We start from the raw sequence: 17967 nt of genomic DNA, 5'->3' as shown, positions 1-17967 counted from the left end.
GTTAGTCTTTGTTAGCATAGCCCCAACGGACCTCGTCGAATTTTTCCAAACGACGGACAGCGATGTCCAGAATGAGGCCGATGAGACCGATCATGACCATGCCTGCGACGACGAGGTCGTAACGCTTGCCAGCATTGCGGGCGTCGATGATGAGATAGCCGAGACCGGAGTTCACAGCGATCATCTCCGCGGCGACGACGACGAGCCAGGCGATGCCGAGGGCGATCCGCAGGCCCGTTAGAATCTGCGGCAGGCAGGCGGGGAAGATGACCTTCTGGAACAACTGCCGGTTGTTGAGTCCGAAGTTTCTGGCAGCACGGACATAAACCGGCTGCATGTTTTGCACGGCGGCCATCGACGAGACGGTGATGGGGAAAACGCTGGCGAGGAAGATGAGGAAAATCGGCGAGACGTCGGTAATTCCGAACCAAAGGATGGCCACCGGGATCCAGGCGATCGGCGAGATGGGCCGGAAGATCTGGATCATCGGATTGAAGGCGGCGGCGAGCGGCCGGTACCAGCCTAGCAACAGCCCGAAGGGCACACCGATGAGGATGGCCAGCAGGAAGCCCCAGGTGACGCGGAACAGTGAGGCGACAATGTATTTCAGCAGCACGCCTTTCTGGATCAGTTCCGCAAGACCCAGCACGACCTCCCATGGCGTGGGGAAAATGTCACTTCCCGACATTCTAACAACCGCGTGCCAGCCACTGAGGAAAAGCACGGCGACAATGATGGGCAGGTGGATGTTCTTCATTTCGCGTTCAGATCCGTCATCGCCTGCTTCGCCGAGTAAGGGTAGGCCTTCTTGGTTTTTTCCACCGCCTCGCTGAAGCGGGTGTCCACGTAGTCATCGAAGGAAACGCTGCCCTTGAGGATGCCGGATTGCTTGCCGAGTTTGGCGATTTCCTCGAAGTTGTCCCGCTGGAGCGAGAGGTTGTTGTATTTCACCCGGTCCGGCGGCTTGCTAAGGACAAATTCCAGCAGACGCGGATTCTGGTTGTAATACTGCTTCGAGACGAACTGGGCGGCGGCCATGCGGTTGTCCATGTTCTGTTCCAGCCACATCCCGCTGTCGGCAATGCCGCTGACGAGCTTCTGGACGAGCTCCGGATGATCGCGGATCTCGTCCTCGTGGACGGCGAGCACGCAGGAGATGAAATTCGGCCAGATGTCCTTGGTTAGATAAAGCACGCGGCCATAGCCATCGAGCTCGCACTGGCCCATGAACGGCTCGCCGCTGGTGACGGCATCGACGGATTTCGAGTAGAGCGCCGCGGGCATGTCCGGCGGTGGCATTTCGACCATGTTGATGTCCGCGATGCTCATGCCGGCGTCGTTGAGGGCGCGGAAGATGAGCAGGCGCTGGTTTGAAAAACGGTTAGGAACGGCAACGGTCTTGCCGCGGAGGTCGGTGATGGAATGGATGTTCGAGTCCTTATGCACCATGAGAGCGGTACCATCGCGGTGGCCCAGATAGACGATCTTGATTTTGATTCCCTGCTCGCGGAGGGCGATGGCCATCGGCGCGAGAATGAATGTCGCACGGGTTTTCTTGCTAAGAAAGGCCTCCTTGAGCTCGGGCCAACCGCTGAATTTGACAGGCTCGTAAAAGCCGCCGCCTTGGGATTGGCGATTGATGAAATCGGTGACCGGACAGGTGAGATGGCACGTCACCGGGAGGAAACCGATCTTCATCTTCTCCTTCGCGAACAAGTTCGGCAGGTTCAGCACCACATGCGCGCTTGAGATCGCGATGACCCAGATGATCGCGATGACGGTGAGGGATTTGCGGAGGGTCATCGTGGAAGCGTCTGGATTGAAGCAGTCGGCCGGAGTGGCACAAGTTAAATTACGGTAGGGGAAACGACGGATCGGCTGTAGGGTAATCCCCGTGCGACTGATGGGATTTACGGGTCTTGCGCGAACCGGCGGTCCCGGGCAAAGCTCGGCCATGAATCGCGAGGAGCTGCCGCTGGACCGGCAATTGCGCCAGGAAATCCTGTTTGCCCGGGAGCGGGTTTACCGCTTCGGGCAGGCGACGCCGTTGGAACGGCTGAATCTGCCGGGACCGGGGCCGGAGATTTGGGTGAAACGCGAGGATCTCTCGCCGGTGAAGGCCTACAAATGGCGCGGTGCCTGCAACCGGATGGCGGTGCTCTCCCCTGCCGAAGCAAGGCGCGGGGTGGTGACGGCATCGGCCGGAAACCACGCGCAGGGCGTCGCGCTCGCAGCCCGCACGCTGGGCATCAAGGCGCGGGTCTACATGCCGCGCTCGACGCCGAAGGTGAAGCAGAACGCGGTGCTGCATCACGGCGGCGAGTTCGTGGAAATCCACCTAACCGGCGACAGCTACGACGAAGCGGTTTCCGCGGCGCGGGCGGACGAAACGGCGAGCGGCGCGGTGTATATCCATGCGTATGACGATTTGAAAGTGATGGCCGGGCAAGGGACGATGGCGGACGAGGTGGTCCTATCAGGCCACGGCCCGTTCGACGCGGCGTATCTGCAGATCGGCGGTGGCGGCATGGCGGCGGGTGTTTCGACATGGTTGAAAACCTACTGGCCGGACATTGAGATCGTCGGTGTCGAAGGAGTCGGGCAGGCATCGATGAAAGCCGCGCTGGCGGCGGGGAAACCGGTGGCTCTGGAGAGCGTGGATTTGTTCTGCGACGGAACGGCCGTTAGAAAAGCGGGCGAACTGCCGTTTCAAATCTGCCAGAACACCATGGACCGAGTGGAAACGGTAACCAACGCGGAAGTCAGCGACGCGATCCGCACGCTTTGGGAAGGCCTGCGCTGCATCTCGGAACCGTCCGGTGCGATGGGATTGGCAGCGGTGTTGAATAACCGCGAAGCCCTCGCCGGCAAACGCATCCTGGTGGTGCTGTGCGGCGCGAACATCGATTTCCTCCAGCTCGGACTCATCGCGCAATCGGTGGGATCGGGGACGAAGACCAGCCGCACGCTGCGGGTCCGCATCCCGGAACGGGCTGGAACGATGCTCAAACTGTTGGACACCTGTTTCGAAGGGCTCGACATCGCGGATTTCCAATATGGAAAAACTTCCGAAGACGAGGCGTGGCCGGTGTTCACGATCCACGCGGATGATCCGGCGGTGCTGGACGCGCTGCCGGAGAAACTCGATGCGAACGGCTTCGCGTGGCAGGACCTCACCGGCGCTGTCGATGTCGCCTTCCGGGCGATTCCGCTGCGCGGGGATTTGTTAGCCAACGCGGCGTTCCTGCGGCTGGATTTCTACGAGCGGCCGGGAGCACTGCACGATTTCCTCGGCCAGCGGATCCGGGGCAACGCGAGTCTCTGTTATTTCAACTACCGCCAATCCGGTGAACGGATCGGGCGGGCGTTGATCGGACTGGATTTCCCCTCCCCTTACGAACGCGACGCGTTGCTGATGACGATTCCGAGTCAAGGCGACGGCTACCGGTTGTGCGAGCCGGTGGATGAAGAGACGAGGAAGCGTCTGTTAGGATCGTGACAGGTGACGATCCTGGTGCGACACCGAACATGTTAGAGCCCGAGTTCCTGTTCCATCACGCGGATGAACTCGGCTTGGCCGGAGGGGATGCCGTGGAGGATCCTCTTGCCGGTAATGAGGAGCTGCGGGAGGGTTTTTGAATCACCGGCGAATGTCACCCAGTCATCGATGTTGGCTTTGACGAGGCGGTCGATCCAAGGATCTCCCATGGCGGCGGCGAGCTTGAAGCGGTCCACCTGGACGTGGGCGAAGGCAAGCGCGGTGGCGCGGTCCATGGGAGGATCCGACATGAACTGCTGGTGGATGAGCGGATAGGCGTCCGGCCGGATCCGCCAGACGCCGAGAGCGATCCGGGTGAGATCACAACTGCCGGGATGGCCGGGCTCGGATTCCGGCAGCGCGGGATTGCAGCCATGGTCGAGCGGAACAGGCAGCATCAGCACGCAGACGTCCTTCGGGTGCTTGTCCACCAAAGCGGATAGATATAGCCGCATTTTGTGGCAGGCCGGGCATTGGAAATCGAAATATTCCACCAGAACATGCTCGGCATCCGCCGATCCGATGCGGGGCATGGAATCGCAGTCGTAGATTTTTTTCCCGTCGTTGAAGGAGACCTTCCGCCCGGTTCCGAATGCGTGGATGTCTTCGGGCAGCGACACGGAATTAACCGGTTCCGGGATGCCGTCGACGCGATGGGTCGCGGGAGCCGGTCCGTAAAGTTGGCCCAGCGCAAGGCCGAACGAGGTGAAAATACCCGTCAGTAAGCCGACCATGAACGATTCATCCCAACGATGGAACGACAGGCCCAACACCACGACGACAAGGCCGACTCCATGCGCGGCCATGCACCACGGGCAGAAATGGCCGAGGATCACCACCTGCACGAAGAACAACCAGACGGCCGCACCGACGATGCAGCCATAACAAATCGCCGCGAAGCGTGGCCTTTCCCAAAGCAACGAAGCATAAAGCGCGATATAGAGGAGGACTCCCAAAGCCGCGACGGGGATGCGGAAAACCTGCGACCAGCGGGATGAAAAGATTCCGGCGCAATCGTCCGCTCCGCCGCAGCCCGCGATCCCTGCTCCGGGATCGGCGAATTTCCACCAGGCGAGCACGACGTTAATCAAGAGCCCGACGAGGCAAAACAGAATGAGTAATCGGTAGCGGAAATTCACGGCGACAACACGGCCCGCGCCCGCATGAACCGCTTCGGCAGTCCGGGGCCACTCGGCACGAGGTCTCTGACCACTATGACTTCCGGCGTGTTCGATAGTTCAACAGTGTAAGAGTTGCCCGAGTTCCAGTTCACCAGGTTGCTCGATACCTCGACAGACACGGTTGCCAGCCGATTACGCAAGCGAGGAATGGAAATTTGCAGGTATATCTGGCCGGAAACGTCCACGAACGAGGTCGGCGTAAGAGTGGGAGCACCCGATTGGGTGGGAGAGGTGCCGAAAATGAATTCGAGAAGATTCGGGGAGCCATCATGATCGGGGTCATCATTCGGCGCGATCAGCATTTCCCCTGCCAACTGGGAATCTCTCCATTGGGCGTAGGAGGATACGGCTTCGGATTTCATCAGAAACGGAGTTCCGGTGGAGTTGATCGTGCCGAGGATGACTTGATCTGCCGAGGCGGCGTTCCACAAATAGAAGTTCGCAGGGTCCGAACTGGCATTGGGCCAGGTCCAGTCGGATTTTCGAAAAAGAATCCACTCGTCGGAGGTCGAGGCAGTGGATCGCCCCCAAACATAGGCTTTCGCGCCAATCGTGAAAGGCGTCGTGTTTCCCGCTAAAGTAAAAGTCGAGCTGAAGGACTTGCTGCCCGGATTGTAGGAACCCGATTGGGCGGACACCCAGTAAGTGGTCCACAGGTTCATGTTTCCTGTGGTGGGAATGAAGCCACCGGAGAAGACTCCGAGTTGGAAATCGAAAGTGGCTCCCATATTCAAACCGGCGCTGGTCTGGTTCACCTTGTTCGAGGTGCAATACCAGTTGATCGTTTCCGCATGCACTGCGATGGCCAGCCAAGGAACCACGATCAGCAGGTATTTCCACAGGCGGGAGGCTCTCATGGGATGGACCGTTTGTCCGCATCGCTGCGGGATTTTTTCCGGCGGACCTCAGCGCTCGTTCCTGCGCCGACGGGAAACTGCAAACCCGATGCCGAGTAATGCGAGCAGCGAAGATCCGGTTTCGGGGACCACGTAGGTCTGGATTTCGAAAGGCCCGGAAACGGAATGTTCGCCCGTCCCCTCATGGCCTGACTGGCCGCCCCAGATTGGATTGTCACTGTTGAGATTGCTCACCGACCACGTGGGCCCTTCGCCATTCGGACAACAGCCCGGTTGCAGCGTGGGGAATTTCCATATGTCGCTGCTAGTGCTGGCGAGGAAGTGTTCGGTATCGGTGGTGTTGTGAATCCACAGATACGCCTTGAGGCCTTGGAACATGCTCGTGTAGCCGGAAACACTCTGCACGTCCTGCGTCCCAGTGAAGTAGCCGAGATCAACGGGATTATAGGAATAAACTGCCGTGTCGAACACATGCCATTCGGTCTCCCAACTCCCGACATTCGTTTCATCGGGAACAAAGCCGTCCGTAAACGCACCGAGCTCGAACAGATAAGTATTGTCCAACGGATCTCCGTGGCTGTTTACGATATCACTCTCGGTCAAACTCGCCCAATTGAGCGTTTGGGAATATGCCGTCGCCGCCCCGAGGAGGAAAATGAGGCTACAAAGCTTGGCGAGGGGAAATTTCATGGAATTCAAACCGTGGGTCGGGGGTGACTTGCGAGTGGATTTAGCCGAGAACCTTCAGAAAATAAAGGAAGAATCGACTATTAAGACAACTTAATTAATACGGCGGCCTCAAGGGGTCCAAGGTTTCGGGGTCATATAGCCGTTGATGCCGTTTTTCGATCGAATGAAAACACTGCGGTTGCCTTGCAGCAGGATTTCAGCATCCCTCGAAAGCAGGGTGGCATCGCCGATTTTCGCCCACTTGATCACAGTCGGGACACGCGGCGCGTTGTTGTTGAGGAAATAGCTATCATAGCCGGTGGCACCGACTGTGGAGTCAGCCCTCCAGAGATAGAAGGTGTCCGCAGTGGCGATGTCTCGCGATCCGAAGAAGCCTCCCGCGATGTTCATGGCGCGTCCGGCGGCGGATTGATCCAGCGGATAGCCGCTGCCGACGAGGTTCGAGCCAACGGCCAGCGGACGGACGAAATCGTTGTTCCGGACTTCGCCATAAGCGAGGATGGAACTGACAGACGTGCGGTTATTGAAGAACAATCCCTGGCCGGGCGGAATCACTGCAGACGCTTGGTCGGCATAGGTGTTGTCACCCGTTTTCACCCAGCGGTGGGCCGAAACTCCGTCGTCATAGAGCCAGTAGATCGTCCATTGACCGTCGGTGAAGAGCTGGACCTGATCGGCGGTCGCCGGATCGTCGGTCGCGCCGAAACCATCCGCGGGGAAGAGTTCGCCGAGCGTCCAATGGCGGCGGAGGACGATGGTGTCTCCGGCGAGAGTCGCGGGAAGCGCGCCTGATAGAGTATTGTAAGGTGCCGCGTTCTCGAACAGGTTGCTGTCCGTGGCGAGAGTCAGGCTATCAGCGGTGGCGGAAACCACGTCGAAGCGCTGACCTTCGTTTTCGCCGGAAGCTACCTCGACATAGTAGGCCCCTCCGAAAAGGAGAGAGCTCAGATCCTGGGTGCCAGCACTGACGGAGAGGTCGAGCGTCTGGCCGTTCACTCCCGAAATGGTGCCAGTGAATTCGGTCTCGCGCAGGAACGGACTGCTGTAGGTACGGCAGCAGAGTTCGAATCCGGTGACTTTCCAACCTTCGACTTCGGTGCAGGAAGTGTGGTCGATGACCGAGTCGTTTTCCTCGTCGAGCTCGGCCTTGATGCGGACAACTCCGTTACCGCCGATCAGGCCAGTTAGAGTTTCGAGCCCGTGGATGGTGACCGTCTCGGTGCAGTCGCCGTTGTCGGCGGTGGTGATGAGTGCCGGAGTGATCAGGATGGATTGCCAGACGGTAGGATTGCCCGGAACGGCGGCGTATTGAAGCGTGTAGGTCACGTTCTGAATCGCGCCTTTCGGACGGAGGAAGACGCCTTCGATCGTGCCGACATTCAATAGGGAAGGCTGGATGGTCCAGGCATTCCCCGCTCCGCTACCGGGTGGCATGGCGAAGGAGAATTCGTTGAGGTTGTCATAGGCGTCCGCATCCGGATTGCCACCGGCCTGCTCGCCCGGGTGTTGGAATTTCCACTCGGCCCAAGTGTCGGGGCAGGTGTCGGGGGTTTCGATGAAGTCATTGTCGCCATTCTCCAGACCTGGCAGGACGGTAATGACGGTGACATCACCGATGATATCGAGGTTTCCGCCGTCCGCATCGCCAAAGCTGTTATAGCCGAACGGCTGTGTCTGCGCGACCTGATAGGTGCCGGGCATTAAGCCGGTGAAGCGATAGAAGCCGGTGGAATCAGTGACGGTAGTGACCAACTGGACACCGGGAAGGTTTGGATCGCCATCGACAGGATTTCCCGAGCCGTCGAGCAAGGTCAGAGTAACCCCGGCAAGCGGCGAGGCATCGACGTAAACGTAGCCGCTGATGGAACCGAGCCGGATCTCGACGAAATTCTTATCAACCACCACCAGGCCGGGGGTCATGAGGATCGGCGTTTCATCACCGATGACGTTGTTGTTAGCACCATCCACGTCGCTGACGCTGCCGTAGCCGGACGGTTGGTTTTGCGAGACACGATAGGTGCCAACCGGAACGAGGGTGAAGCTGTAAAATCCGCCCGCACCGCTGGCAACCTGGATCGGAGCGCCGTTGCCATCGAGCACCAGATTGCCGGAGCCATTGAGGAGATTCACGACCACACCGGGAAGCGGGGCATCACCGCTGCCGTTGTTGTCGGTGTCCAACAAAACGTAGCCGCTGATGACGCCGAGCTCGATCTCGATGAAGTTGTTGCCTCCGTTGTTGTTTCCTGCGCTGACGGTGATCGGCGTTTCGTTGCCGATGACATTGTTGTTCGCACCGTCGGTATCGCTGACGCTGTTATAATTGGTCGGCTGATCCTGAACCACGCAGTAGTTGCCCGGAGGAAGGTTGCCGAAGCTATAACTGCCGTTGGCGGCGCTGAGAGCGACAAGCGGTTGATTGGAGCCATCGAGGACCGGTTGGCCCAGGCCGTCCAGCAGATGGAGGGTGACATTCGCCAAAGGCGCGTCCGCATCTCCGTCGCCGTCGGTGTCCTTGAAGACGGCGCCCGAAATGGAACCTGGCTGCTCTTCAATGAAGTTGTTGCCGGTGTTCGGAACTCCTGCGAGCACCGCGATCGGGCGGATTTCATTCGGGTTTCCGCCATCCTTGTCGGAGACGCTGTTATAACCGGATGGCTGGGCCTCGACGACGCCGTAGGTGCCGGGAGGAAGATTGCCAAAGCTGTAACTTCCATTGAGAGCGGTGGTCGCGGTGACCGGATTTCCTGCATTGAGGATCGGGGCGCCGCTGGAGTCCACAAGCGTGAGGATCACGCCGCTGAGAGGTGCATCGCCGGTGTTGTCGTTATTGGTATCGACAAGGACGAAACCACTGATAGAGCTGGGGAGGAAATAGCCATCCGTGCCGCCGTTGGCACTAACACCTGCAACCGCGGTGAAGGTGGTCGGGTCGTTTCCTTCGGTCTGGGTGTAGCCGGTCGGATATTGCGGATCGCTTTCCTGAACATTCGCCGTGGTGGCTCCCGGTGGAACGCTTGCGGTCCAATTGCCACTTGCGTTGGTCGTGACGGTTTGCGTCCCACCTGTGGAAGCGGTGATTAGGAGATCCACTCCTGCCAGATCCGGCTCACCACTGTCCTGAGTGCCGTTTCCGTTGGTATCGACGTAGAGATGACCGGTGACGGTGGCGGGGAGATAATAGCCATCGGTGCCGCCATTCGTGCTGGTGCTGGCAATCGCGGTGAACGTGGTGGGATCGTTGCCTTCCGTTTGGTTGTAGCCGGTCGGGTATTGCGGATCACTTTCCTGGACGTTGGCGGTCGTGCTGCCGGGAATAACGTTGGCGGACCAATTCCCGCTGGAGTCGGTGGCGACTGTTAGCGTATTGCCAAGGCTGTCCGTGATCAGGACATCGACGTTGGCAAGATTCGGTTCAACGCCATCCTGGGTGCCGCTGCCGTTGGTGTCGATGTAGAGATGGCCGGTGACCGGAGCATTGCCTTGATAGCCGAAGTTCGCGGTCGTCAGGTTCTGGGCGGCGACGAGGGGGACGGAGGTTTTTCCATCTTTCGTGGCATCCGGATCGCCGGTGTTGTTGACGCCTGTCGGCAAGGTGGTGGAGTCAACCACGACTTGATAGGTGCCGGGAGCGAGACCGCTGATGGTATAAATTCCCGAGGCATTGGTGGTGGCGAACGGCTCGTTCGCATCGCGGGTGCCGTTGCCATTGCGGTCGATGAAGACTTTGACTCCTGCAAGCGCCGGTTCAGTGCCGCCCTTGGCGCCATCGCCATTTTGATCCAGCCAGATGGTGGTGCCGAGGGAGGCGTTCCCTTGATAGCCGAAGTTCGTGGTCGTGTTGTTTTGACCGGCTGTCAGAACCACGTCGGTTTTGCCGTCCTTCGTGGCATCCGGATCTCCGGTGCTGGTGACACCGGCGGGAAGCGTGCTGCCGTCCACGGCGATGTGATAGGTACCAGCGGGCAATCCGGTGAGGGCATAGATGCCGGATGCGTTGGTCGTGGCGACCGGGTCGGTGACTTGGCGGATTCCGTCGTTGTTCAAATCAATGAACACTTTCACCCCTGCGAGCGGGAGATCGGTTGCGTTCTGGATTCCATCTCCGTTGAGGTCGTTCCAGATGGTGGTGCCGATGGAACCGCTGCCTTGATAACCGAAGTCGGCCGTTGTTAGCGATTGCCCGGAAACGAGCGTGACCGAGGTACGGCCATCCTTGGTGGCATCCGGATCTCCGGTATTGGTGGAACCCGCCGGCAACGTGGAAGCATCGACGGCGACCGTGGCGGTGCCGGGAGTGAGACCGTTGATGGTGTAAACTCCGGAGGCATTTGTGGTAGCAAACGGTTCGCTGCTATCGCGGGTGCCATTGCCGTTGAGATCCATATAAACCACCACTCCTGCGAGCGGGATTTCCGTGGCGTCCTGGGCACCGTTGCCGTTGGCATCGATCCACACATAGTCACCGACGCTGGCGTTGCCCTGATAGCCGAAGTTCGGTGTGGTGTTCGTGGTGCCGGCTGTGAGGGTGACGGTTGTCTTGTTATCCTTCGTCACGTCGGCATCGGCGGTTTGCGTAACACCTGTTGGAAGCGTGGCGCTTACGACGACCACGCTGTAGTTGCCGGGCGTGAGTCCGCTGAAACCATAGGCTCCGATGGCATTTGTCGTGGCTTGCTGTTCATTGCTCTGGCGTGTGCCGTCGCCATTCAAGTCAAGGAAGACGGTGACGCTCGGAATACCCGGCTCGCCGGGATTCTGGACACCGCTGGCATTGCGATCCAGGAAGACAACAGCGCTGATGGCAGCCGTGCCCTGATAGCCGAAATCGGTAGTCGTATTAGGAACACCGGCCGCGAGGGTGACCGTGGTTTTGCCATCCTTGGTCGCGTCCGGATCACCGGTATTGCTGGTGCCGGATGGCAATGTGGTTGTATCTACTGCAACTGTATAAGTGCCAGGTGTGAGGCCCGTGATGTTGTAGACACCGGATGCGTTCGTGGTGGCGAATGGCTCGTTCGCATCGCGAATGCCGTTCGCATTGAGATCGACGAAAACCTTCACTCCGGCAATCGGCTGCTCGGTGGTATCCTGCACGCCATCACCGTTCGCATCATTCCAAATATAATCTCCGACGCTGGCATTGCCTTGATAGCCGAAGTCGGCGGTCGTGATAGTTTGACCTGAGGCGAGGGTAACAGATGTCTTGTTGTTCACCGTTGCATCCGGATCGCCCGTCTGGGTCACACCGGCCGGAAGCGTGGTCGTGTCCACCGCGACGGTGTAGGAGCCGGCGGCGAGTCCGGTGATGGCATAGTTTCCGGAAGCATCCGTGGTGGCGAATGGTTCGTTAGAATCGCGGCTGCCGTTTGCGTTCAGATCGATGAAGAGTTTCACACCGCTGATCGCGGGTTCGGTCGTCCCCTGCACGCCATCGCCATTGAGATCGTTCCAAACACGATCACCGACGCTGGCATTGCCTTGATAGCCGAAGTTCGCTGTGATGAGAGCTTGCGCAGAAGTGAGAGTGACGGTGGTTTTCCCGTCTTTCGTCGCGTCCGGATCTCCCTTGACCGTCACGCCGGCTGGCAGCGTGGTGGTATCCACGACCACGGTGTAGGTGCCAGCCGTGAGGCCGCTGATCAGATAGGTGCCGCTCGCGTCGGCAGTGGCAAACTGCTCGTTGGCTTGGCGGATGCCGTCCGCGTTGAGGTCGATGAAAACCTTCACGCCGGCAAGTCCCGGATCGGTGGTGGCTTTCACGCCATCGCCATTGAGATCGTTGTAGATGGTGGTGCCGATGGAGGCGCCGCCGACATAGCCGAAATCGACATCCGTGCGGGCCTGGCCTGGCGTGAGAATGACGCTCGTTTTGTTAGCCGTGGCGATGCCGTTGAGGTCATACGTCGGAGAAACTCCCGCAGGCAGCGTCGTGGTATCAACCGCGACGGTCCAAGTGTAGTCGGGCAGATTCGAGATGAGGTAATTTCCATTCGAATCGGTCACGGCAAACGGCTCGTTCGCGTCGACGGTGCCGTTATTATTCTGGTCCACGAAAACTTTGACTCCGGAAATCCTGCGCTCGGTCGCATCCAACACCCCGTCACCATTGACGTCGAGCCAAACCGTATCGCTAACGGATGCAGTGCCGCGATAGCCGAAGTTGGCGGTCGTGTTGTTCAGAGCCGCACGGGTGAGGGTGATGGAGGTCTGGCCATTTTTCGTCGCATCCGGATCGACCACCACCGTCGTCAAACCGGCTGGCAGCGTGGTGGTGTCCACCTTGATGTTATAAGTGGTGCCTCCGACCGCGACGGGCAGGTTATAGATCGAGTAAGCACCGTAATAGTCGGTGATTCCGAACGGCTCGCCCACCTCACGGGTTCCATTGCCGTTCGTATCCGAATAGACATAGACGTTCTGCACCCCTTCCCCGCTGTCGAAGACACCGTTGTTGTTCATGTCCTTGAAGATGGTGGTGCCGATGGAGCCACCGATGGTCTGGACGCTGGCGGAACTAACCGACGGCGACACCGAATTTCCACTCGCATCGACGGCGTACGAAACATCCGCCGTGTTGGTCGTGGGATTGGAGGTTCCCTTGACTGTCATGGTGACATCGAAGGTCTTTGACGTCGTCGCGGAGATCGGACCGATGTTGTTCCAAAGCAAGGATCCGGTGCCCACCGAATCCGGGGCGGCGGTGGTGGAAGAAACATAAGTAAGAGCACCGCCGCTGAAGTTGTCGGAAAGCGGAACCGTGGTGAGGCTGGTGCTGCCGGAGTTCAGGACGACAATGCGCCAGACGATCGTATCGCCGATGTAAACCGGACCGGATGCGGGAGTGAGCAATGTTTTCGTCACGGTGACACCGGGCTTCTCGATCGCCACGTTCACGCTGGAGGGACCGGCGGTGGCCGTGCCGCTAACCGATGCGGAATTCGTCACCGTGGCACCGGCCGCAAGCGCGGTGAAATTGACGGTAATGGAAACACTCTGGCCGGCTGTCAAAGGACCGACATTCGTCCAACTCAAGGTGCCGCTGCCCGTGGTGGTCGGAGCAATGCTGGCACTGGCAAACTGAAGGTTCGCAGCCGGAAAAGTGTCTGATAGACCAACGGTGGCAAGAGTGAGGGAGCCAGGATTGGTGACGGTGATGTTATAGGAAACCGTTCCTCCCACCAGCGCCTTGCCACTGGTGGGTGAAATCAAGCTCTTGAACACGCTGGCCACCGCCGTAGCCGGAGGAGCGGCGATGTAGGCCGAGGCGCTGGAGGTATCGGCGGGGTCGGTCGGATCCACATAATTCGCCGCGAGCGTGGCTCCGGCGACAACGTTGAGCGTGGTGTCGTTTTGCACGACGGTGGTAACGCTCGTTGTGATGGCGGCGCTGCGGAAAATCCCGGTGTTAGCTCCGGTTTCCGTGAGCGTGACGGTCATGCGGTCACCATTGCTGGTGGTGACAACGACGGTAACGGTTTCGACAACGGCAATGTTCGTGTTCTGGTCGCGATCGACGACCTGAACATAGACCGGTCCGGTGGTGGTGTAGCTCGGCACCGTGTTTCCACTGGAGTCGGTGAAGGTGGTGGTACTCGGCGTGCCGAGGTCGAGGGACATGACCTGCAGCGGCACGGTGGATGTCGCGTTGATGCCTTCGCTGCCTTCATTGGCCTTGGCTTGGACCGTGTATCCGCCATCGGCCGGACCGGCGAGCCACGAGTATTCGAAGGTCTTGGTGCTCGCGGTGCTGGCCATCGTGGTGGTGAGGTTGACCGTGCTGGTTCCGGCGGAAGGATCCGTGATCGTTAGATCAAGGCTGGTAATGTCGTAGCCACCGAACGGGTCGCTCGCCACGGCGCGGGCATAGACGCGCTGGCCGTTGGTCATGGTCGTGACCGGACTGCCACCCGGATAGGCAGCGTCATAGAGACCGAAGCTGTTGATCGCGATGACCGTGGTGGTCGGCAGGTTGATCACGGAGGGTTTCGTACTGCTGTCATAATCGACGGTGAAGGTCACTCCGGATTGCGCGGTGGTGATGTCCAGCGTCGCGGCATCCCCCACCGCGAAATTCGCGGCACTCGCCAAGGCGGGGAATGTGAAGGAAAGCAAACCTCCGCTCGCCGATGCAGAACTGCTGGTGGCGATGGTGGTGGCACCTTTTTTCAATACTGCCGTGACAATCGGGCTGGCTGGCATCGTCCCGCTGGAAACGGTGTAATAAACACCGGCCGTGGGCAAAGCACCGGCAGGCATCGTGAATGCCGTCGCAAACGTCGGAGTCTGGGTGAAACTGGTCGTAGGATTGCCCGCTCCCGACGCGGGAATCAGAGAAACACCCACCGCCGTCCATTCGTCGTTGGTGCCTGTCCACGATAGCGTGGTGTTGGTAGCGGCACCCGCTTTGGACTGCGCGGCTCCCGCGGTCTGGTTGGAAAATGGCATCACCGACCACAATGAAGTACCGCCGGAGCCCGCCAGAGTGTAGGCCGTTGTTGTCCGACCACCTGCAAGCCCGAAAACCACGCGCCCGACCGCAGAAGTCACCGTGACCGCGGGCGCGGTGCTGGTACCGGTGCCCGAGTTTGCGGACGCGAAGGTGCCGGTGGGGGTGGTTTGATCGACTCCTGAGTAGGTAATCGCACCGACCACAGAGCCTTGGACAAGTGCGGCGCTCCAGTTGACAACAACATTGTTCGCGCCTGTCGGCGGGTTGACCAGCCGGTAGATATAGGTCGCGCCATCCGGCGTGCTAACAGCAACTGTATTGGATCCCACAAGGGTCATTGCCTGGCCGCCATAGGTCACGGAGGATATCGTCTGGCTGTTGTTGTTTCGATAGGAAACACCCACGATCAGGATCCGGTTGCTGGCCGCGACGCCGGAGTTATAGCTGAAAGTGTGGGTGGTCGCGGTTTGAGCGGAGTTGGACGTAGCGGCCGCACTGGAGACCGCGATGGTGGATGAGCCTCCGCTGGTGGAGAGAACGGCCGTGCTGGCGGTGGTCGCATCGACAGGCGCTGCGGCCGGGTTGACACGGTCGAGCGCGAGCGTGTCGGTCAGATAGAGTTTTTTCGTTTGCGTGGAGGTCTGGATCACCGCGTTGGCGGTGAACGTGCCGCCGAAGAGCGTGTTCAAGAAGGTGGTCACAAGCGTGTCGCCCTGACGTGCATACAGCGTGCCGTCCTGCTGGGTAAGGCCGCCCGAGATCGAGGAAGGAAGCGCCGAGGTATTGCGGAAGACACCGGTGGCCGGGCCGGTTTCAGTGAGGGTGATCAGTTCCTGGTCGCCGGTGATCGTGTCGGTCACGGTGACGACGATCGTTTCGACGGCGGCGGAATCGGTATTGAGATCCACATTGGTGACAGTGACATAGACATTGCCATTCTGCGGATAACTCGTCGTAGAGGTGCCAACGGAATCCGAAAACGTAATGGTCGTGGGAGCGGAACCGCCCGCAGGAACGATCGGCATGGTGGTCGTAGCAGTTAGAACTGCCTGACCACCGTTAGCGGAGGCATGGTTGATCACGCTGGTGGCGCCGTTGTTCACGGTGACGCGGTATTTCACCAGTGTGAAGCCGCCGGGAGGGATGGAAACCAGCGTGTAGCCGCTTTCGTCCACCGGGAAAATCGTCGCTGGAGAAGTATTGTCCGTGATGGTGATGCCGTTGACCTTGGTCGAACCGCCAACATAGGTACACGTGTTAGGCAGGGCGTCGAGGACGATGGTGTTGTCGAGATCGACCACGCCTTCGTTGGCCACGCGCACGGTGTATTCGATGGTGTCGCCGAAGCCGGTCTTGCCATCGCTGTTCAGGTCGACGACCAGCGCGGAGGTCTTGGAAAGCGCGGGTTGCGGGAAAGGAACGATGGTGGTTCCCATGTCCAGATAGGGAGCGCCAGGACCGGCCTTCGAAGGATCCTCGCCCCACGCGGCGGCGAGCTTCGAACCATCGGTCGTGAATATTCGGGCCTTGGTCATGTCCTTGTCATTCGGATCGTAGATCGTCTGCGACTGGAGCTTGTTGACGTTGTAGGAAACATCGTATTTCGAACCGTTGGGAGCGGTGAAGGCACCGATGGTGAAGTCGCCGGAGTAGTTTACATAAATGGTGGTGCTGGTGGCGGGGGTGATCCACACAGGGCTGCCGTTTTGGTCCGGACCCGTCGGCGCGGACAAGTCATCCGATCCGGGGCCGAAACCGATCACGATTCCGGTCGTTAGATAACTTTCGGGAACCAGGGCGTAACCCCAGTCGTGGGTCTGGTTGGAAGTCGCCGCCGCGCCGCTGTCGTTGGCTCCCACCGCATAGAAGACCTCGCCGCTAACGGTGAAGAAGTGCCCGCCGGAATTCATCGGCATTGCAAATTGCGAATTGCCATTGGCCGGAACGCTGATGGTGCCGGTGCTGGTGGTCGTTTCATAAGTGACGGTGATCGCCGACGCGCCGGGATTATAGAGGAAAACGGTGTGGACCTCGGTGGAAAGGGTCGTTCCCACCGGTGAGAAATAGCTGGAACCCCACAGACTCGTGGGGCGGATGGCAAAGGTGCGGGATTCGTAGGTCGATCCGACGTCACCTGTTAGCTCGTGGACCTGTACCGGTTTGTCGGAGGTCACGGTGGCACCGGCTTTCACTCCGCCGTTCACCAGCATCGATTCACCAAGGTTGATGACCTTGGTTTGATCCACGGTTCCATTTCCATCCACGTCCACCTGGACCGTGGTGTTGTCGGATCCCGCGATGATATGAAGGGATGAGTATTCGAAATTCTGGACCGAGCCGGTCGTGATACCGATAGGGATTTTATAGGAAGTCCCGTAGCGCCGGGTGTCGTAAACTTCAGTGGCACTGGCGAGCACCGTGCCGGGAGCCACCCCCCACCCCGCCCGCGTCACGGCGATGGCCGCCGTACAACCGATCCGGTCGCGTCCGTCGTAAAAAAGCGTTCCCGCAGCGCGCGGAAGAGCCACGTTGTTGGTCAGATTGACCGTGGCTCCGGCAGGAAAAATATCGGTCGGATATCCGGGGGCGGTCCCGTTCGAGGTGTTTCCATCACCCCAGATGAGAGTCGTCGATTGCACCGGCGCATTGAGATCTGCTTCGTAGCCGTCTTCCCATTGGTCGTAGCGAACCACGGTCCCAGCGGTCGGGACTACCAAGGAAATGATCGTCTTCATCTGGTTTCCAACGGGCGTGCCCGTGACATCGATCGCCTTCAACGACGTCTGGAAATCCGCTTCGGGAAACGGAATGAAAAACGTCTGCACATTGGGAACCGCCCAAATGGAGGCGGACATTGCGCAAAGGGCCGACACATAGGTACAAATGCGCCGTATCGCTGAAGCATTTCGGGGGATCATAATTCGGGGGTGGACTGCCGTAGAAGTCGCGCATTGGGGTTGACATGCGCTACGTTGACTTCTGACGAAGTGGGATTATCAACATTCCTTAAGCATTTCAAGAATTTTTAAAAACTTTTGAACATTTCTTAATTAACTCCAAATCGACAGAACCTCCTCATTTCCGGCATCTCTTGTCGGATTGAGCACGGCCATCCTCATGAAAGAGGGCTTTGGACGTTAATTATTAAAATCCTCCGACCACCGACATTGGAGGCAAACCACCATTTCAAGCCCCCCCCGAATGCGTCGATGTTTTAAAAAATTAACAAAGCCATGCCGCCGTCATGTG

7 protein-coding genes are annotated in these 17967 nt (G+C 59.1%); 1 reads left to right on the top strand and 6 read right to left on the bottom strand.

The window, feature by feature from the left end:
* Position 1: 1 nt before the first annotated feature.
* Both ABIQ96_RS06760 and ABIQ96_RS06755 read right to left on the bottom strand, forming a co-directional pair.
* The gene (locus ABIQ96_RS06760; protein ID WP_348213805.1) at positions 2-757 is read right to left on the bottom strand and encodes an ABC transporter permease; all 756 of its coding nucleotides are present in this window, start codon (positions 755-757) and stop codon (positions 2-4) included.
* A complete protein-coding gene (locus ABIQ96_RS06755; protein ID WP_348213804.1) occupies positions 754-1803 on the bottom strand; it encodes an ABC transporter substrate-binding protein in 1050 nt (349 codons plus the stop codon). Before ABIQ96_RS06755 ends, ABIQ96_RS06760 begins: the two co-directional genes overlap by 4 nt.
* A 151-nt stretch (positions 1804-1954) precedes the next feature.
* Here ABIQ96_RS06755 and ABIQ96_RS06750 point away from each other — a divergent pair, with 151 nt between their 5' ends.
* Positions 1955-3499: a pyridoxal-phosphate dependent enzyme gene (locus ABIQ96_RS06750; RefSeq protein ID WP_348213803.1), complete on the top strand. Its 1545-nt coding sequence runs from the start codon at positions 1955-1957 to the stop codon at positions 3497-3499.
* Positions 3500-3531: 32 nt separating this feature from the next.
* On the opposite strand, the gene ABIQ96_RS06745 is transcribed toward ABIQ96_RS06750, so the two are convergent.
* The 4 genes from ABIQ96_RS06745 to ABIQ96_RS06730 all read right to left on the bottom strand — a co-directional run bounded on the left by ABIQ96_RS06745 (position 3532) and on the right by ABIQ96_RS06730 (position 17573).
* Positions 3532-4677 (bottom strand): vitamin K epoxide reductase family protein, encoded by a 1146-nt coding sequence (locus ABIQ96_RS06745; RefSeq protein WP_348213802.1) that lies wholly within the window; start codon positions 4675-4677, stop codon positions 3532-3534.
* Positions 4674-5576: a hypothetical protein gene (locus ABIQ96_RS06740; RefSeq protein ID WP_348213801.1), complete on the bottom strand. Its 903-nt coding sequence runs from the start codon at positions 5574-5576 to the stop codon at positions 4674-4676. The genes ABIQ96_RS06745 and ABIQ96_RS06740 overlap by 4 nt, the downstream gene beginning before the upstream one ends.
* A 48-nt stretch (positions 5577-5624) precedes the next feature.
* Positions 5625-6266, bottom strand: a complete 642-nt coding sequence (locus ABIQ96_RS06735; RefSeq protein ID WP_348213800.1) for a hypothetical protein — start codon at positions 6264-6266, stop codon at positions 5625-5627.
* A gap of 108 nt (positions 6267-6374) precedes the next feature.
* A complete protein-coding gene (locus tag ABIQ96_RS06730) occupies positions 6375-17573 on the bottom strand; it encodes an SdrD B-like domain-containing protein (RefSeq protein WP_348213799.1) in 11199 nt (3732 codons plus the stop codon).
* Between the last annotated feature and the right edge of the window lie 394 nt (positions 17574-17967).

It is taken from the genome of Luteolibacter sp. (assembly GCF_039920825.1).
Classification (GTDB): Bacteria; Verrucomicrobiota; Verrucomicrobiia; order Verrucomicrobiales; family Akkermansiaceae; genus Luteolibacter.
The sequence above is the reverse complement of the archived record's forward strand: the minus strand, read 5'-3'. Positions and strand labels throughout refer to the sequence as shown.